Raw genomic sequence first — 18902 nt, 5'->3', positions numbered from 1 at the left:
TCTCAAGACCGCCAAAACCCTCAAGGCATGCACCTCCAAGCCCCACCACCAACCGTAGCCGCTGCCGCCAGGCTGCGCTGGGCCCATGCCTCACTGGAAATCTCCAGGGTTCACACCGGCCAGCGCAGCCTGGCGGCAGCGGCTACGGGGTCGGCGGTGTGGCTTCAAGGGGCATGTCTTGGGTTTTTGTGGCGGTCTTGAGATCGCGCGCCGCCCGCGCGGCGCATCGCGGGTAAACCCGGCTCCTACATCTGTTTCGGGCCAGTTATGTCTGTGAGGTCGCCTCGTCCGCCTTTTCAGCCCGCCCTCTCCAACGTCGTCAGCAAATCCACAAACTGCATCGACAACTTATGCCCCGGCTGCAAATGAATCAGCGGCTTGCACGCCTCGTGGGACTCGCGCATTTTCACCGAGCTGTTGAGGTACACCGGCAGCATCGGCAAACCCTCTTCCAGCAACTCATCGACCATCTGCTGGTGCAGGCTGGCGCGGCTGACGAACTGGTTCACCACCACGCCTTCCACCACCAGGTCTTCATTGTGGTCGGCGCGCAGTTCGGCCACCTGGGCGATGACGTTGTACAGCGCCTGGCGCGAGAAGGTGTCGCAGTCGAACGGGATCAGCACGCGGTCGGCGGCGATCAACGCGCTCACCGAATAGAAATTCAACGCGGGCGGGGTGTCGATATAGATACGCTCGTAGTCCTCGCTCAGGTCATTGAGCAGGCGGCGCAGTTTGTTGATCTTGAACTTGGCTTCCAGCTTGGGCTGCAAGTCCGACAGTTCGGCGCTGGCGGTCACCAGGTGCAGGTTGTCGTAGGGCGTATCAGTGATGTTGACCCGGCTTTTCTTGGCCGCAGGCCCCGAAGATAACGTTTGCTTGAAAAAGTCGGCAATGCCGGCCGGGATGTCGTCGCCACTCAGGCCAGTCAGGTAATGGGTGGAGTTGGCCTGGGCATCCAGGTCCACCAACAAAGTGCGATACCCTTCGGCAGCACTGACGGCGGCGAGGTTGCAGGCGATGCTGGATTTGCCCACGCCCCCTTTCTGATTGAACACTGCACGACGCATGAAGAACATCCACTTCCCTGGTAAATAGTCCCCCCAGCATACCCAGTCAATATTCCAAAATTATGACAGTGTGAGGATGAGCATATTGCAGTTGTGCGACAGCGGACCGACGGTCACTGCAGGGTGCGCTTGAGCATGTCCGCCACCCGCTGTTCCAGGGCCGACAGGCTGAAGGGCTTGGTGACCACTTCAGTGATGCCACTCATGAACCCCTCGCCCAGCACCGTGCTTTCGGCATAACCGGTAATGAACAGCACTTTCAGGTCAGCGAAGCGCTGGCGGGCGGCGTCGGCCACCTGCCGGCCGTTGAGGCCACCGGGCAAGCCAACGTCGGTGATCAGCAGTTCCACCGCTTCGCTGCCATCGATCAGCCGTAGCGCCGAGGCGCCGTCCTCGGCTTCCAGCACCGCGTAGCCGGCGTTGCGCAGGGTTTCCACCACCAGGGTGCGGATGGCCGGCTCATCGTCCACCACCACAATCGGTGCACCGACGCGGGTGGCCGGCACCATGGGCGCGTGCGCCGTGGCCGGTTCCGCCATCGACAGACCATGGAAGCGCGGCAACAGCAGGCGGAACCGCGTGCCCTCGCCCTCTTCGGAAATCACCTCCACCTGGCCGCCCGACTGGCGCACAAAGCCGTGCACCATCGACAGCCCCAGGCCGGTGCCCTGGCCGATGGGTTTGGTGGTGAAGAACGGGTCAAAAATGCGCTTGAGGTCCACTGCGGCAATGCCGGTGCCGGTATCGGACACCGTCACCGCCACGTAATCACCCGCCGGCAGTTCCACGCGGCTGGCGGCAAAGGCGTCCAGCTCGATGACCTCGGTGGTGATGGTGATCAGGCCGCCGCCGGGCATGGCGTCGCGCGAATTGATGGCCAGGTTGAGCAGCGAGCTTTCCAGTTGCGCCGCGTCGATCTTGGCCACGCCCGCTGCCGGGTCGGTGGTGATCACCACGCCGATGGCGGGGCCCACGGCGCGGCTGATCAGCTCTTCCATGCCTTCCACCAGCTGATTGATGGCAGTGGGTTTGGGGTCCAGGGTCTGGCGCCGGGAGAATGCCAGCAGGCGCTGGGTCAGCGCCGCGGCGCGCTTGGCCGAAACGTGGATGGCGCTGATCAGCTTCTCGACGCCGTTGGAGTTGGCCTGCTTGAGCTTGCGTTCCAGCAGCTCGGCGCTGCCGAGGATGCCCGCCAGCAGGTTGTTGAAGTCATGGGCGATGCCACCGGTGAGCTGCCCCAGGGCTTCCATTTTCTGCGACTGGCGCAGGGCTTCGTGGGTGCGGGTCAGCTCCTGGGTGCGCTGGTTGACGCGCTCCTCCAGGGTTTCGTTGGCCTGCTGCACCTGCAAAAACAGCTGTGCGTTGTCGATGGCAATGGCGGCGTTGGCGGCCAGGGTCATCATCAGACGCTCGTGGCGTTCGGTGAAACGACCCGGCTGCGGATGGCCGAAGAACAGGCCGCCCAGCACCTTGCCAGTGCGCGACACCACCGAAATCGCCAGGTAGCTGCGCACCGGCAGGTGCCCCTTGGGCATGCCGCGATGGGGCTCGGACAAGCCGTAGCGCGGGTCGGCCAGGATGTCGTCGGAGCGCACCACCCCTTCGTTGAGGAAGGTGGGGGTGAAGATCGCCGTGGCGCGCGGGTGGCCGAGCTTTTCGAACGCCTCGCGTGACGCACCGGACAAGGTGTACAGCTTCAGGTATTCGCCGGTTTCATCCAGCACGTTGTGGAAATAGGAACCAAACGCCGCCCCCACCAACTCGGTGCCCGAATCGGTCAGGCTTTGCACGATGCGCTCAAGGTTCAGGTCGCTGGCAAAGGTGGAGTTCAGGGTGCGCAGGATGCCCAGGGTGCGGGTCTCCTGCTTCAGGGCTTCCTGGGCGAGCACCCGGTCGCTGATGTCCACCACGAATTCGAAGAAGGTGCCGTCGGGCATGCTCTTGACCGCCGCCAGCCCCCACCAGCTGCTGCCGTCGCGGCGGATGTACTGCTTTTCATAAGGGCTGGTCTGGCCGCGGCTGCGCAGTTCCTCAAGCGCCTGCACGGCCAGGTCGTGCCACTGCGCCGGGGTCAAATCCTGCCAGGCCACCTCGTCACGCAACTGATCCAGGGTATAGCCCGAGACCTTGAGGAAACCGACGTTGGCATCCAGGATGCGCCCTTCGGCGTCGAAGAACAGCGCCCCTACGGTTTCAATGTCCAGGGCGGCGCGGAAGCGCTCCTCGCTGCGCGCCAGGGCGGTGTTGGCCTGGTAGCTTTCGGTCACGTCGAAGCCTTCGCAGAATACCCCGGTCACCTGCCCCTGGCTGTCCAGCAAAGGCTCGTAGACAAAGTTCAGGTAGCGCGTGGCAACGTGCTGGCCGTCCATCACCAGGTCGATGGGCATGGCATTGGCGACGAAGCGCTGGCCGGTGCGGTACACCGCATCAAGCTCCTCGAAATAGCCCTGCCCTTCAAGCTCCGGGAACACATGGCGAATCGAGCGGCCCAGGTAATTGCGTTCGCCGAAGAGTTGCTTGCAGGCGTCGTTGACGAATTCGAAGCGGTGGTCGCTGCCGGCCACGATGGTGATGAACCCGGGCGCCTGCTCGAACATGCGCTGCTGGCGCGCCGAGGCCTGCTCCTGCTCACGCCCTTGCAGCACCCGGTGGGTGACTTCGTGACCCTGATTCAGCACGCCCAGCACCTGGCCGCGCTCGTCACGCAAGGGGGTAAGGCTGTAATTCCAGAAGGTCTCGGTGACGGTCTCGCCGCGCTTGATGGGCAGCATTTGCTCGTAGGCGGCAACGCCCTGGCCCTGCTCGAAGGCTTTGGCGAAATCCGCTGCCACCACCGCCCAGATGTCCGGCCATACCTGCTCGGCGGTACGCCCCAGCGCCCAGGGATGGCGATCGCCCGCCACCGCAATCCAGGCATCGTTGTACAGCAGCACGAAGTGTTCGGACCAGTAAATGGCGCTGGGCATGGTGGAGTTCAGGCACACGCTGACCGCCCAGCGCAGCACCTGCGGCCAGGTGTCGGGGGCGCCCAAAGGTGACTCGGCCCAAGGGAACTGACGAATGCGCCGGCCCATCTCGCCGCCGTCGCAAAGGAAGTGGAAGGCGGGGTCAGCGGGTGTTTCTGCGTACGACATGGGAAGACACTGTTGGCCGTGGTCTGCTCACTTTACGCAAGCGGCGGTGCCGAAGCGAGTGCTCAACGGTGGCGTACACAATAGATTTGCGGCGCGGCGCCTGGCCAGCGCAGCCTGCGGCAGCGGCTACGATTGACCGCCACCCGCCCGTAGCCGCTGCCGCCAGGCTGCGCTGGCCCTGACAGACCTCCACATTACCCGGAACCCCTGAGCGCCCAGTGCATCTACAGTCGGTCAAGGCTGCATTCGCAAAAGGATCCCCCGTGCCCATCCGACACTCCCCCCTGCTGTGCGGCCTGTCCCTGTGGTGCGCCGCAGCCGCCGCCGAAACCGGCGGCTCCCCGGTGCTGCAGCCCTCCCCCCAGCGCCTGGCCGATGCCGGCATCCACCACGCCTCGCGCACCGACGGCCGCTTTGAAAACATCGACGGCCCCCTGGCCCGCGGCTCGGTGTGGAAATGGCGCTGGCATGCCTTCATCAACCGCTTGCCGCCGCCACCGGCCAACGGCTACCGCTTCCCCACCGACCAGCCCGATGTGCCGTGGCTGGCCGCCAATCGTAGCGAGAACACCCTGACCTGGATCGGCCACGCCACCGCGCTGCTGCAGATCAACGGCCTGAACGTACTCACCGACCCGGTCTTTTCCGAGCGCGCCTCGCCCGTGTCCTTCGCCGGCCCCGCGCGCAAGACCCCGCCCGCCCTGGCCCTGGCCGACCTGCCGCACATCGACGTGGTGCTGATCTCCCACAGCCACTACGACCACCTCGACACCGCCAGCGTCCAGGCCCTCAACCGCCAGCCCGGTGGCCCGCCGCGCTTCCTGGTGCCGCTGGGGATCAAGGCATGGATGGCCGGCAAGGGCATCGACAATGTCGAGGAGCTGGACTGGAGCGACCACACCCGGGTGGCCGGCCTGGACGTCTGGTTTGTGCCCGCCACGCACTGGTCGGCGCGCAGCTACACCGACCGCAACAACACCTTGTGGGGCGGCTGGGCGCTCAAGACCGTGCCGGGCGCCGCTGTGCCCTACTCGGTGTATTTTGCCGGCGACACCGGTTACTCGGCCGATTCCAAACGCCTGGGCCGCGCATTCGGTTGCTTCGACCTGGCGCTGATCCCCATCGGCGCCTACGCCCCGCGATGGTTCATGGGCCCGCAACACGTCGACCCGCAACAGGCCGTGCAGATTTTCAAGGACGTGGGGGCGAAGAAGGCCGTGGGCATTCACTGGGGCACCTTCGAGCTGACCGATGAGCCGCTGGACGAACCGCCGAAGAAACTTCAGCAAGCCACCCAGGCCGCCGGGCTGGCCGAGGATGCGTTCACCGCCCTGCGCCATGGGCAGACCGTCAAGCTGCGCGCCGGTGGTTGCGGATGACGAGCCCCATCCCGTTATCTGCATCGCTCTACAGACGCCTTCATGCAATGTGCACGGTCGACGGGCGGGGCAGGTTCGCCAACTGATTGAAAACAAGGCCATTGTTTTTTGCCGTGCGATGGCACAGGCCATGCAACGCTCTTGATGGATATCCCAGGATCGGCAGTCAGATCGGTCCGTTTACCGTGACAGAGGTGCTGGAACATGAATGCAATCGACCTGCTTGAAGCTGACCACGAACGCGTCAAGGCCATCCTCACTCAACTCAACGACTCCACCGAGCGCGGGGTGAAAAAACGCGCCGACCTGCTGGCCAAACTGGAAATGGAAATCACCCTGCACACCCAGCTCGAGGAAGAAATCCTCTACCCCGCCTTCAAGGCCGCCGGCGGCAAGGAGCAGGATGTGATGTATTACGAGGCCAAGGAGGAACACCGCACGGTCGATTCCCTGGTGCTACCCGACCTCAAGGAAACCGACCCGGGCACCCCGGAGTTTTCCGGCCGGGTCAAAGTGGTCAAGGAACTGCTTGAGCACCACATCGAGGAAGAGGAAACCGAGATGTTTCCCCAAGCACGGAAGTTGCTGGGCAACGCGCAACTGGAAGAAATCGGCAGTCAGATGGAAGCCGCGAAAGCCGCCTGGAAAAAGGGACTGCACGGCAACGCCGCCTGACCTGTAGCCGCTGCCGCCAGGCTGCACCGGCCCTGAACCTTGAGAAAAATGTTCAGGGCTCCCCCAGCCCCCGGCACAATCATCGGCTCAAGCTTTATGTATCCTTGCCGCTACAGTAAGTACCAATGACGATACATGGACTGTAGCAATGGCCCTTCTGATCAGCTCCACCTACCCCGCACCGTCGACCACCCTCACGGTCGCCGACCAGCCCTTGGCCGCCCAGCCACTGAGCAGTGAGACCGTGCAGACACTGCAGGCCGCCGCCGCAGGTCCCGCTGCAATCTATCATCCCAGTGAAGAGGCGCAGCACCTGGGCGCAACAATGGAAGCGGTAGAGACCTGGATCGGCCGCCCGCAAGCCGCCGATTACCCGCAGAAGGCAGCCGCGCAGAAAGTGGCGCTGGATACCCTGAAGGTCGCCTTCCAAAGCCTGACATCTTCCCTGCCACCGGACCTGGCGGGCAAGAAATTCGGCTTCAGCGTGCAGGCCGACGGCACCCTCAAGGCGTCCAATACCAGCGGCCAACTGAGCACCCAGGACCTCGCCCGCCTCAACAGCCTGCTCAACGCCAACGGCGACCTGGTGGATGCCGCCACCGCCTTCCGCGACACCTCTATCGACGTGGTGGAAGCCAGCGGCCCCTTGAGCGAAGCGGGGCTGGGCGGCTACAGCCTGACCAAGGACAACTTCGGCAAGACCATCGACCTGGCCGCCCTGTTCACGCCCAAGGGGCCGGTGCCCACCAAGGAATATGTGCAGGGGATGTTCTTCAGCCAGCTGTACGCCAAAGGTGAACGCATGACGCCGGAAATGGAAATCGCGCTGATGGCTTCGCGAGACGCTGCGCAGTCATGACCGCTGACGACCTGGCCAGCGCCTACCGCGCCTATCTGGATTGCCTGAACCGGCAGGACTGGCCCCGTCTGGGCGACTTCGTCGACGACAGCGTCACCCACAACGGTCGTCCCCTGGGCGTGGCGGGCTACCGCGCCATGCTGGAACAGGATTACCGCGACATCCCCGACCTGCGCTTCATCGTCGAGTGGCTGGTGTGCGAAGCGCCCCTGGTCGCCAGCCGCCTGGTGTTCACCTGCACCCCGCGCGCACGCTTCATGGGCCTGGACGTGAACGGGCGCACGGTGACCTTCCGCGAACATGTGTTTTACCGCTGGCAGGCGGGGCGCATCGTCGAGGTGCGGTCGGTCATCGACAAGGCGGCGATACAAGCGCAGCTCTAGCTCCCCTCCGCGGTTCACACTGTGGGAGCGGGCTCTGCCCGCGAAGAGAGCGCCATGGTGTTTCAGATACTTCGCGGTGTTCTTTTCGCGGGTAGAACCCGCTCCCACAGGTTGCTCAGCACCCTGGAATCTCCCACACTGCAAACCGCCTCACGGCAGATGTCCTTCAGGCTCTGTGGCGTTACTCGAAATCCGCCATCTCATACAACGGCCGGATCTCCAGTTCACTGGGCCCAGGCATCGGGTTGGGACAGCGTTTGGCCCAGGCGACCGCTTCGTCCAAATCCTCCACCTCCCAAATCCAGAAACCGGCCACCAACTCCGACGTTTGTGCAAACGGCCCCTCACTGACCGAACGCCCCGCGCCATCAAAGGCAATACGCTTACCGGCGCTGGACGGCTTCAGACCATCGGCAGCCCGCAGGATCCCGGCGCTCGCCAGTTCCTCATTGAACTTGCCCATGGCTTCCAGCAATTCGTGACTGGGCAAGGTGCCCTGCTCGCTGTCTTCTGTGGCTTTGACCAATACCATTACGCGCATGATTCACCTCCTCGCGGTCTTGATATCGTAGTGCAGATTCAGGCGCGCGCCGCCACTGCCGCCGAGCGGCAGCGCCGGCAGGGTGCGTCAACGAATCCCCATGGCCACCATCAGCTTGGCCATGGTCTCGTCCAGGGTGTTTTGCACCTTGACCGGCGCAAAGCCAGCCGCCCTGTTGCGCTGCATCTGCCACTCGGACGTAGCCTTTTCTTCGTCGCTGACATTGTCCAGAAACCCGGCGGCCAGGATCTGGATCTGCTTGTAGTCATCCAGCGGCTTGTAATAAGCCACAACGCTGTCCGGCCCCGAGTAAAGGCCGGACGCATTACTGCGCTGTTTGTCCATGAGTGACTTGGCGTGGGACTGTTCTTCGTCGGTAAAAAGACCCGTCTCGTTCTGCGCCACGGCCAACAGCGAGCGGCGGTCCAGGCTGCCGAACAGGCTGTTGGTGTCCACGCCATCCTTGCTTGCGGGGTCATACGGCGAGCCACTGGCGGCCATATAGGCGTAGGCAATGTCCAACCGTTGTCGGGCATCCTGGGCCAGTGCTTCGCCAAACAGGCCAGTGGAGCTTGAAGTGCTTTGCGGCAATGCCGTGGACAATGCCAGGGCATCGGCGCTGAACCCTTCACGGGTGGGGTAGAACTGGCTGTAGAGGCCTGCGGCCTGACTGCGCGTAACCGCATCGATACTGAGGTTGACCACCGCGTCCTTGGCCGTCTGGCCGATCTTGAGGGACGAGCTCAGGACCGTCGTGGACGAGTTGGCGGTCGAAGCCGCCAGTTGCGAGACTGACTGCTGGGTAAACAGATTGATGCGCATCCTGCGCCTCCATGTTCTGTGAACGACACCTCTGTATCGACGCAGATACATAATCCTTTAATCCCGGCTCACACCCGCCCCGTAGCCGCTGCCGCCAGGCTGCGCTGGCCCGTATGAACCCTGGGAATTGTCAGCGAGGCACAGGGCCAGCGCAGCCTTCGGCAGCGGCTACGGTGATCGGGGCTTTGCGACGTGAGAGACCGATCAGCAGCATCGCCCCGGCCACGCCTGCGGTCATCAGCGTTTCATAGCGGTACGCCGGGCTGATCAGCATGTAGCCCAGCACCAGGCTGATCAACGCGATCACGAACCAGGTCAGCCATGGGTACAGCCACATCTTGAACGCCAGCACCTGCCCTTCGCGCTCGGTGATCTTGCGCATGCGCAGCTGCGACACGGCAATCACCAGGTACACCAGCAAGGCGATGGCGCCGGTGGTGGACAGCAGGAAGTTGAACACCGTGCCGGGGAAGGCATAGTTGACGAAGCAGCCGACAAAGCCTGCCAGGGTTGAACACAACACCGCCACGGTCGGCACGCCATTGCCCGACACGCGCCGCACCTGTGGGTGGGCATCGTCGCGCACACCCAGCGAATACAGCATGCGCGAGGCGGTGTAGAGGCCCGAGTTCATGCAGCTGGTCACGGCCACCAGTACCACGATGTCCACCATCAGTTTGGCGCCGGGCACGTTGAGAATTTCCAGGGCGCGCTGGAATGAACCCACCTGCAACAGGCGTGGGTCATTCCAGGCCACCAGCGAGACGATAAAGAAGATCGAGAACAGATAGAAAATGGCGATGCGGTACACCACCAGGTTGGTCGCCCGGCGAATCTTGTCCTTGGGGTTGGCCGTTTCGTCGGCGGCGATGGTGACGATCTCGGCGCCGAAGAACGAGAAGATGGTCACCAGCACGCCACCCAGTACCGCGCCGAAACCATGGGGCATGAAGCCGCCGTTATCCAGCAGATGGCCGACGCCCGACACCTCGGCCAGCGGCCAGTAACCGGTGACGCCCAGGGTGCAGACCACGATGAAGCCGAGGATGGCGATGACCTTGACCAGCGCGAACCAGTACTCGAATTCGCCGTAGTTTTTCACGCTGATCAGGTTGGTGAACGACAGGGTCAGCATGATCAGGAACGCGAACGCCCAGGACGGCACGGCCGGCATCCACGCATGCAGAATGTCGGCGCCGGCGATGGCCTCCACCGGAATGATCAGCACCCAGAACCACCAGTACAGCCAGCCGATGGTGAACCCGGCCCAGGGCGCGATGGCCTTGCTGGCGTAGGTGGAAAACGAACCGCTGTCGGGGTTGGCGATGGCCATCTCCCCCAGCATGCGCATCACCAGCAACACCAGCAGGCCGGCGATGCCGTAGGAAATCAGAATGGCGGGGCCGGCGGTGGCAATGGCGTTGGAAGAGCCGATGAACAGCCCAGCGCCGATGATGCCGGCGATGGAAATCATCGAGACCTGACGCGAAGTCAGCCCGTGCTTGAGCGCACGCGGCGCATTGTTGTGAGGTGAATTCATGATGTACCCCTGGATCGCGTTTCACCCGGCCACGGCCCAGCCATCGGCCATGTGCGCAGGGCAAGAAAGAGTGGAGAAAACCTGTTATCGGGTCAGGTGCGAGAGCGGGTCACGGTGGGGGAATAATGGAGGGCCATGCGTCTTCCTTTTCATTGAGTTTGGGCGGCAGCACAAAGGTAATGAGGGTTTTATTGTTGTGTGACGACACGCGGGCGGTGCGGCGTTGACGTGGGTCAATGGTGTGACAGTTGTGCGTTGGCCACAAACGACGATTTAGAAGGTAGTGATTCCATTGCGGAATGAAAGGCAGATAGTGATGCGGGCGACGCGGCACCACTTGGACGCTGCGTCGATCCCATCGCGAGCAAGCTTTGCTCCCACGGTGTTAAGCCTGCCACGGCGGATGGCACACCACTGTGGGAGCAAAGCTTGCTCGCGAGAGGCCAGTGAAGATTACATAGAAGTGGTCAGAGCAACTGCTGCAACACCACCTCCAGCGGGTGACGCAAGGTGCGATCAGCCATGCGCTTGACCTGGCTGCGGCACGAATAACCGGTCGCCAGCGCCTCGCCCTGCTTGTCCAGCTTGCCCGCCCACGATTGCTCGAAGATGGTCCGCGAGGTGTCCTGGTTGCGCGCCTCATGCCCGTAAGTACCGGACATGCCGCAGCAGCCGGTGGCCTCGGTGGCAAGCTTGAGGCCTAGGCGCTCGAACACCTGCTCCCACTGGCGGGTGCTGGCCGGCACGTTGGTCTTCTCGGTGCAGTGAGCCATCAGGCGGAAGCTGCCACCCTGCTTGCCTTTATGCTCCGGCAGCGCGGTCATCAGCCACTCCTGAGGCAAGGCCACGGTCGGGCATTCGCCCAGGCCCGGCACCTTCAGGTATTCCTGGCGGTACACCAGGGTCATGGCCGGGTCCAGGCCTACCAGCGGCACGCCGCAGTCGGCCAGGGCCTTGAGCTGGCGGGCGTTCCGGATGGCGGCCTTGGCGAAGGCACCGAGGAAGCCCTGCACGTGCAGCGGCTTGCCGTTGGCGCTGTACGGCGCCAGGAACACGCGGTAGCCCAGGCGATGCGCCAGCTCGATGAACGAGGCCAGCAGCGGCGTTTCGAAGTAGCGGGTGAAGGCGTCCTGCACCAGCACCACGCTGCGCTCGCGCCGGGCCGGGGTCAGCTCGGCCAGGGCCGGCAAGGTGGCCACGCGCACGTTGCAGCGGGTCAGCGTGGCCTGCAGGTTGTAACGGCTGATCAGCGGGCTGTCGACCATGCCGGCCTGGCCCTTGAGCAGCCGGCCGATCAGCGCCGAACCCATCACCGCGTTGTACAGCCCTGGCGCGTGGGCCAGGTATGGCAGGGTGAATTCCAGCGAACCGATCAGGTAGTCACGCAGCGGACGCTGGTAGCGGCCGTGGTACAGCTCCAGGAAGCGCGAACGGAACTCCGGCACGCTGACCTTCACCGGGCACTGCCCCGCGCACGATTTGCACGCCAGGCAACCGGCCATGGCGTCGTACACCTCGTGGGAGAAGTCCGCCTGGCCGCGACGCCGGGCCAGGTTGTTGCGCAACCGCCCTGGCAGGCCCTTGAGCCACGACACCTGGTTGCGCGCCGCCGCCAGCACGTCGATGTCCGCAGCGCCCTGCAGGCGCAGCCATTCACGCATCAGCGAGGCACGGCCCTTGGGAGAATGCTGACGCTCGCGGGTGGCTTTCCACGACGGGCACATGGCGTCATCGGGGTCGAAGTTGTAGCAGGCGCCGTTGCCGTTGCAGTGCATTGCGGTGCCGAAGTCTTGCCACACGCGCTCGTCAATCTGGCGATCGAAATCACCGCGCAGCGGCGCTTCGTCAACTTTGGTCAGGCCTTCGGCGCTGTCCGGCGGGGTGCAGATCTTGCCGGGGTTGAGCTGGTTGTGCGGGTCGAACGCGCCCTTGAGTTGTTGCAGCGACGGGTACAGTTCGCCGAAGTAGGCCGGCACGTATTCCGAACGCAGGCCCTTGCCGTGCTCGCCCCACAACAGGCCGCCGTAGCTCTGGGTCAGCGCCGCCACCGCATCGGAGATCGGTTTGACCAGCGCCGCCTGGGCCGGGTCCTTCATGTCGAGGATGGGCCGCACGTGCAGCACGCCGGCGTCGACATGGCCGAACATGCCATAGGCCAGGCCGTGACTGTCCAGCAAAGCGCGGAAGTCGGCGATGTAGTCGGCCAGTTTTTCCGGCGGCACCGCGGTGTCTTCCACGAACGGCTGCGGGCGAGCCTCGCCGTCGACGTTGCCCAGCAGGCCCACCGAACGCTTGCGCATGGTGTACACGCGGTTCACCGCGGCGGCGCCTTCGGCCAGGGTATGGCCCAGGCGTTCGATGCTGGTGTCGGCCTGCAAGTGTTCGACGAAGGCCGCCACGCGGGCGTTGACCTCGGCGGGGTCATCACCGGCGAATTCCACCAGGTTGATGCCCAGGGTCGGGCGGTCCGGGTCGGCCGGGAAGTACTCGGCCACGGCGTGCCAGATAATGTCCCTCATGGCCAGCAACAGCACCTTGGAATCCACCGTCTCGATGGAAATCGGCGTGTGCTTGAGCAGCGCATTGGCGTCGCGCAGGGCGTCCATGAAGCTGGCGTAGCGTACGTTGACCACCACCTGATAAGTGGGGATGGGCAACACGTTGAGCTTGGCTTCCACCAAGTAACCCAGCGAGCCCTCGGCGCCGCACAGCACGCTGCTGAGGTTGAAGCGGCCCTGCTCGTCGCGCAGGTGGGCCAGGTCGTAGCCGGTCAGGCAGCGGTTGAGCGGCGGGAAGGTACGCTCGATCAGCTCGCCCTGGGTTTCCTGGATGGTACGCGCGGCGCGGTACACCTCACCGGCACGGCCGGGGGCGGCGCAGGCCTGCTCCAGTTCATCGTCGGTGAGCGGGTGGGTGTGCAGGCGCTGGCCGCCCAGCAACACGCTGTGCAGCTCCAGCACGTGGTCACGGGTTTTGCCGTAGGTGCAACTGCCCTGGCCGCTGGCGTCGGTGTTGATCATGCCGCCCACGGTGGCGCGGTTGGAGGTGGACAGCTCGGGGGCGAAGAACAGCCCGTGGGGCTTGAGCGCCACGTTGAGCTGGTCCTTGACCACGCCGGCCTGCACGCGCACCCAGCGCTCCTCGACGTTGATTTCGAGGATGCGGTTCATGTGCCGCGACAGGTCGACGACGATGCCGTCGGTCAGCGACTGGCCGTTGGTGCCAGTGCCGCCGCCGCGTGGGGTGAGCTTGACCGCCTGGAAGCGCGGTTCGGCCATCAGCGCGGCAATGCGCGCCACGTCGTCGGCGTCAGCCGGGAACACGGCCGCTTGGGGCAGGCGCTGGTAGATCGAGTTGTCGGTGGCCAGCACGGTACGGGTGGCGTAGTCGGTGCTGGTCTGGCCTTTGAAACCGCTGGCGCGCAGGGCTTCGAGGAATTCCGGGTACAGGTTGGCCGGGGCGGTGCCGGTCACTTGGGCGATCATCGGGGATGGCCTCGTCTTTATGTCAGGATAATCATGGGTACGACACTGGGCATCACGCGCCAGGTAGTGGATGATGCAATGATCCCGGACCGCATAGCCCGGCACAAACCGATATTCACGCACGCATTAATGACTTTTACGAATGAATTACCGCAACCTCACCCCGTCCATGTCGGTGCTGCTGGCCTTCGAAGCGGCCGCCCGCCACGAAAGCTATACCCGCGCCGCCGAAGAACTGGCCCTGACCCAGAGCGCGGTGACCCGACAGGTGCAGGCACTGGAGCAGCAACTGGGCGTGGCGCTGTTCCGTCGTGAAGGGCGTGCGGTCAAGCTCACCGACGTTGGCCGCCTGTATCACCGCGAAATCAGCGAAGCCCTGGGCCGCGTGCGCAGCGCCACCCTGCACGCCATGGCCCACCAGGCCGGCGCGGGCAGCCTGCGCCTGGCCACCCTGCCCACCTTCGGCTCGAAATGGCTGCTGCCGCGGTTGCATGATTTCTACCGCCAGCACCCGGACATCCTGGTGCACATCAACTCGCGGATCGAGCACGTGGATTTCGCCACCAGCGGCATCGACGCTGCCATTGTCGTGGCCACGGGGGACCAGCCGGGGTTGGTCTGCCACCGGTTGTATGCCGAGGAGTTGATGGTGGTGCTGTCCCCGACCCTGGCGGCCACTCGCACCGAGTGGACGCCGGCGGCAATCAGCCAGCAGGTGCTGCTCAGCGTGGTCAACAACCCCAATGCCTGGGGGGAGTGGTTCAGCCACCATGGGCAGGCGCACCAGAGCATGCGCCTGGGGCCGAGTTTCGAGCTGACCTCGCACTTGATTCAGGCGGTGCGGGCGGACATCGGCATCGGCCTGGTGCCGCGGGTGTTGATTACTGATGAATTGGCCAGTGGTGAGTTGGTCAGCCCGGTGCTGCCGTATGCCAGTGCGCGGGGGTATTACCTGGTTTATCCGCCGAGGAATGGGGCGTTGCCGGCGTTGCAGGCGTTTCGGGAGTGGTTGTTGGCCAAGGCGTGATGGGGCGCTTGTCTTGGGTTTTGTGGCGTTCATCAGATCGCGCGCCGCCCGCGCGGCGCTTCCCGGGCAGAGCCCGGTCCTACATTTGTTGCAACGTGCCATTGTCTGTCAGATCGCCTGTTCCGCCTTGCTCGCACCACCATAAATCTTTAGTGAAAAAACAAGGCGGGATAGGTGATGCCACAGACAAAATTGGCCTGAAACAAATGTAGGACCGGGCTCTGCCCGGGAAGCGCCGCGCGGGCGGCGCGCGATCTGATGGCCCCCGCAAAACCCAAGCCGTGCACACCAGACACCCCCATCAACGACATACCCCACCAGGACTCAAGCGGGTGGTAAGGTAATCCAACAACCCCCTCACCTTCGGCAACCCCTCACGACTCTTCAACCACACCAGATTCATCGGCAACCCATCCGTCGCCAACTGCGGCAACACCTCCACCATCGCCCCGCTGTCCAAATGCCGTTGCACCAGCCACGTCGGCAACTGCGCAATCCCCAGCCCCGCCAGCACCGCCATTACCTCCCCTTCCCCATCGCCCACGGCAATGCGCGGGTGCATGATGCGCCGTTCCATGTCGCCGGCCTGCTTGCCTTTAAAGTACCAAGGGCCCACCAGCCCATCGGTTTGCCCGTAGCCCACGCATTGATGGTGTTCCAGATCATCCACCGTCTGCGGCACGCCGTGGCCGGCCAGGTATTCGGGCGCCGCGCAGAAGATCATCCGCTGCGCCCCGATGTACCGATGCCCCAGCGCCGCCGGCCAGGCATCCGGGCCGCCGATGCGCACAACGATGTCGATGCCGTCCTGCACGGGGTCGACAAAACGGTCGGTAAATGACACGTGGGGTAATAACCGCGGGTGCTGTTTGACGAACTCCAGCACCAGCGGCAATACGTGCAGGCGCCCGTAACTGGCCGGCAGGTCAATGCGCAGGCGGCCGTAGGGCTCGGCCTGCTCGGCGGTCAGCGCCAGTTCCACCTGCTCCAGGTCGCTGAGCACCGCCGTACAGGTGCGGTAAAACGTCTGCCCGGCATCCGTCAGCGCCAGGCGCCGAGTGGTGCGGTTGAACAGGCGCGCGCCGAGGCGGCTCTCCAGGCGGGCAATGCCTTTGCTGACGGCCGAAACGCTCAGGTTCAGCCGCTCGGACGCTGCCGTGAAGCTGCCCAGGTCCGCCACGCTGACGAACACATCGATGCCCTTGAGCCGTTCCGAGGAAAACATTGCGCCACCCTACTGTTGAATTCAGTTCAAGATACTTGGTCGATAATGACCAAGATCATCAGCCAATTCTCCAATAGGCTACGGCAAAACCTCATTGGAGTTAAGTTTGATGCAGCCCCCACCCGTGTCCCCCGTCAATCGCTCAGGCCTGCAAATCCTGATCATGACCGTGGCGGCCTTTATCATTGTCACCACCGAATTCCTGATCGTCGGGCTGCTGCCCGCGCTGGCCCGCGACCTGGACATTTCCATCGACCTGGCCGGGCAACTGGTCACGCTGTTCGCCTTCACCGTGATGCTGTTCGGCCCGCTGCTGACCGCGCGCCTGGCGCACGTGGAGCGCAAGCGCCTGTTCACCGTGATCCTGTTGGTGTTCGCCGCCTCCAACGTGCTGGCCGCCGTGGCCAGCAATATCTGGATCATGGCCCTGGCGCGCTTCATTCCGGCCCTGGGCCTGCCGGTGTTCTGGGGCACGGCCAGTGAAACCGCCGGGCAACTGGCAGGTCCGGGCCAGGCCGGCAAGGCGGTGTCGAAGGTGTACATGGGTATCTCGGCGGCGCTGGTGTTCGGCGTGCCGCTGGGCACCGTGGCTGCCGACACCCTGGGCTGGCGCGGCACCTTCTGGGTGCTGGCGGCCATTGCCCTGGTCATCGCCGCGCTGATGCACCTGGCCATGCCGACCCTGCCCACCTCGCCCAAGGCGAGCGGTGATGAAAAACAGACCGCCATCCTGCGCCAGCCACGCTTCCTGGCCCATGTGCTGCTGTCGGTGCTGACCTTCACCGCCATGTTCACCTCGTACACCTATCTGGCCGACATCCTCGAACGCCTGGCCGACGTGCCGGCCAGCCAGGTGGGCTGGTGGCTGATGGGCTTCGGCGCCGTGGGCATGCTGGGCAACCACCTGGGCGGCCTGCTGGTGGACCGCAAGCCGCTGGGCGCCATGGTGCTGTTCCTGATCGTGATGGGCGCAGGCATGCTGGCCGTGGTGCCGGCTGCGCACAATCACCTGTGGCTGGTGGTGGCGCTGATCGCCTGGGGCATTGGCTACACCGCGCTGTTCCCGGTGTGCCAGGTGCGGGTGATGCAGGCCGGCGCCAAGGCCCAGGCGCTGGCAGCGTCGCTGAACATCTCGGCGGCCAACGCCGGGATTGGCCTTGGGGCAATTGTCGGCGGGCTGGGCATTCGCCACCTGGGGCTGGACAGGCTGGGCCTGATGGCCACGCTGATCGCGGCGGCAGCGCTGGTGGTGGCAGTGCTGATGATTCGCAGCCGTCGCGACCTGCAGGCAGTGCCTGCCTGAAGTTGACACCGTGTCGTCTGCATCGCGGCCAAGGCCGGCTCCTACGCCGTCCGTGGTAGGAGCCGGCCTTGGCCGCGATGCAGACCACGCGATCGCGAGACACGCGCGCCTCTGTAGCCGCTGCCGCAGGCTGCGCTGGCCCCTCGGTGCACTGAAAATCTTCAGCGTGGCTGAGGGCCAGCGCAGCCTGGCGGCAGCGGCTACAGCGCAGAGCGCTTGGCCTCTTCCAGCGCGTAGCTCCGACAATGCTCCAGGTAGCCCATCTCATGGCTGGCCACCAGCTGCACCACGCTGGACCACAGCCACGACGGCGCATCCAGGGTGCGCGAGCGGTTGAGCTGCAAATCCTTGATCCAGCCAGCGCGGGTGCTCAGGTCCATCTGCCGCGCGTGGGCCTGGCCCACCACCCGCGCAAGGTAAGCAGCCGCGCGCATGGCTTCGGTCTGGGTCAGCTGGTCCAGTTCCAGCTTCATGTCCTGGGGCAGCAACTCGCGCACAAAGAAGCCATTGCCAAGCATGCGCGTAGCCAGCATGCGATTGCCCAAACCCGGCGACAGGTGCCGCGCACCCTCCACCACGCGCTGACCATTATCGCGCGGCATGGACGCCCGCGCCGCCCGTGGCGCCGCTGCGCCCACGGCCTGTTTGATGTCGAGCAGGCAGAACTCCTGATCGTCATCGTCACCCACGCCCAGCAGCGCCGCATAGCGGTGCAGCCCCAGCGAGCTGCAGCCTTTCACCCAATAGGCGCAGTCCAGCAACTCGACACGGTCTTCGCGCGAACGCCCTTTGAGCGACGTCACCAGGCTGTGGATGTCATCGCTGGCGCACAATTTCTTGATCGCCGTACGCTCCTCTTTTGCCAGCGACCAGAAGTGCTTGCCTTGGGGAATGGTGGGCCGCGTGTCCTCGATGCGCTCCTGGGCCAAGTGCTTCCAGGTGCGCTGCACCGCGCTGCGCATGCCGGCCTTGACCTGCGCCGGGCGTGGCGGGTCTTCGTCGACGTTGGTCTCGAAGGCCAGCTCGTAGCCGCGCATCATTTCTTCCAGCATCTTCGCCGTGGCCACGCCCGGCAAGTCCGAGCCGCGCGCGGCAGTGGCCAGTGACAGCGCCAGGCGCACCAGGTCGTGGGCCGGGTTGCCGATGACGGTCTGATCCAGGTCGCGGATGTGGATGTCGATCTTGCCCTTGAGGTCGCCCGTGGGGCCCAGGTTGCCGGCATGGCAGTCGCCGCAGATCCACACCGGCGGGCCGCTGGGCAGGCGCCTGCCGGGTTGGCTGTGCAGCCATTGGTAGAACTGCACCGTGCTGCCGCGCACATAGGCGTGGGCGGAACGGGCCATTTTCAGGTTGCGCAGTTCGGTGAGGGGGGCCAAGCGTGCGTTGGGGCGGGGTGTTTTCATGGGGAATTCTATGGCGGGGAATACCCAATGGACCGCTGGAGATCTCCAGATGTTTC

14 protein-coding genes are annotated in these 18902 nt (G+C 64.5%); 6 read left to right on the top strand and 8 right to left on the bottom strand.

Annotation, left to right across the window (positions count from 1 at the left end):
• Positions 1–296: 296 nt before the first annotated feature.
• Together ACZ9GA_RS08550 and ACZ9GA_RS08545 are read right to left on the bottom strand one after the other, a co-directional pair.
• Positions 297–1070, bottom strand: coding sequence for a ParA family protein (locus ACZ9GA_RS08550; protein ID WP_457363096.1), 774 nt, complete (start codon positions 1068–1070; stop codon positions 297–299).
• A 113-nt stretch (positions 1071–1183) separates the two neighbouring features.
• The gene (locus ACZ9GA_RS08545; protein ID WP_457363097.1) at positions 1184–4204 is read right to left on the bottom strand and encodes a PAS domain S-box protein; all 3021 of its coding nucleotides are present in this window, start codon (positions 4202–4204) and stop codon (positions 1184–1186) included.
• 263 nt (positions 4205–4467) lie between these two features.
• Between ACZ9GA_RS08545 and ACZ9GA_RS08540 the strand changes: the two genes are divergently transcribed.
• The 4 genes from ACZ9GA_RS08540 (at position 4468) to ACZ9GA_RS08525 (ending at position 7500) form a co-directional block, all read left to right on the top strand.
• Positions 4468–5583: an MBL fold metallo-hydrolase gene (locus ACZ9GA_RS08540; RefSeq protein ID WP_457363098.1), complete on the top strand. Its 1116-nt coding sequence runs from the start codon at positions 4468–4470 to the stop codon at positions 5581–5583.
• A 204-nt stretch (positions 5584–5787) separates the two neighbouring features.
• Positions 5788–6258: a hemerythrin domain-containing protein gene (locus tag ACZ9GA_RS08535; protein ID WP_457363099.1), complete on the top strand. Its 471-nt coding sequence runs from the start codon at positions 5788–5790 to the stop codon at positions 6256–6258.
• Positions 6259–6406: 148 nt separating this feature from the next.
• The gene (locus tag ACZ9GA_RS08530) at positions 6407–7117 is read left to right on the top strand and encodes a hypothetical protein (RefSeq protein WP_457363100.1); all 711 of its coding nucleotides are present in this window, start codon (positions 6407–6409) and stop codon (positions 7115–7117) included.
• The gene (locus ACZ9GA_RS08525) at positions 7114–7500 is read left to right on the top strand and encodes an ester cyclase (RefSeq protein WP_457363101.1); all 387 of its coding nucleotides are present in this window, start codon (positions 7114–7116) and stop codon (positions 7498–7500) included. Before ACZ9GA_RS08530 ends, ACZ9GA_RS08525 begins: the two co-directional genes overlap by 4 nt.
• A gap of 181 nt (positions 7501–7681) precedes the next feature.
• Here ACZ9GA_RS08525 and ACZ9GA_RS08520 read toward each other — a convergent pair whose 3' ends face one another.
• From ACZ9GA_RS08520 to ydiJ, 4 genes are all read right to left on the bottom strand, one after another.
• Positions 7682–8041: a YciI family protein gene (locus ACZ9GA_RS08520; protein ID WP_457363102.1), complete on the bottom strand. Its 360-nt coding sequence runs from the start codon at positions 8039–8041 to the stop codon at positions 7682–7684.
• Positions 8042–8128: 87 nt separating this feature from the next.
• Positions 8129–8863 carry a hypothetical protein gene (locus ACZ9GA_RS08515; RefSeq protein ID WP_457363103.1) on the bottom strand — a complete coding sequence of 245 codons (735 nt, stop codon included), beginning with the start codon at positions 8861–8863 and terminating at the stop codon, positions 8129–8131.
• Positions 8864–8993: 130 nt separating this feature from the next.
• Complete coding sequence (locus ACZ9GA_RS08510; protein ID WP_457363104.1) at positions 8994–10403, bottom strand: amino acid permease; 1410 nt, start codon at positions 10401–10403, stop codon at positions 8994–8996.
• Positions 10404–10870: 467 nt separating this feature from the next.
• Positions 10871–13888, bottom strand: coding sequence for a D-2-hydroxyglutarate dehydrogenase YdiJ (gene ydiJ / locus ACZ9GA_RS08505; RefSeq protein WP_476226453.1), 3018 nt, complete (start codon positions 13886–13888; stop codon positions 10871–10873).
• Between the two features lie 142 nt (positions 13889–14030).
• Here ydiJ and ACZ9GA_RS08500 point away from each other — a divergent pair, with 142 nt between their 5' ends.
• Positions 14031–14915: a LysR substrate-binding domain-containing protein gene (locus tag ACZ9GA_RS08500; protein ID WP_457363105.1), complete on the top strand. Its 885-nt coding sequence runs from the start codon at positions 14031–14033 to the stop codon at positions 14913–14915.
• Between the two features lie 301 nt (positions 14916–15216).
• Here the strand turns inward: ACZ9GA_RS08500 and ACZ9GA_RS08495 are convergent, their stop codons facing one another.
• Positions 15217–16140, bottom strand: a complete 924-nt coding sequence (locus tag ACZ9GA_RS08495) for a LysR family transcriptional regulator (RefSeq protein ID WP_457363106.1) — start codon at positions 16138–16140, stop codon at positions 15217–15219.
• Between the two features lie 109 nt (positions 16141–16249).
• On the opposite strand from ACZ9GA_RS08495, the gene ACZ9GA_RS08490 reads away from it, so the two are divergent.
• A complete protein-coding gene (locus ACZ9GA_RS08490; RefSeq protein ID WP_457363107.1) occupies positions 16250–17443 on the top strand; it encodes an MFS transporter in 1194 nt (397 codons plus the stop codon).
• A 200-nt stretch (positions 17444–17643) separates the two neighbouring features.
• On the opposite strand, the gene ACZ9GA_RS08485 is transcribed toward ACZ9GA_RS08490, so the two are convergent.
• Positions 17644–18846 (bottom strand): DUF2252 domain-containing protein, encoded by a 1203-nt coding sequence (locus ACZ9GA_RS08485; protein ID WP_457363108.1) that lies wholly within the window; start codon positions 18844–18846, stop codon positions 17644–17646.
• Between the last annotated feature and the right edge of the window lie 56 nt (positions 18847–18902).

It is taken from the genome of Pseudomonas sp. TE3644 (genome assembly GCF_056278815.1).
This window is presented reverse-complemented; position numbering and strand designations above follow the sequence as displayed.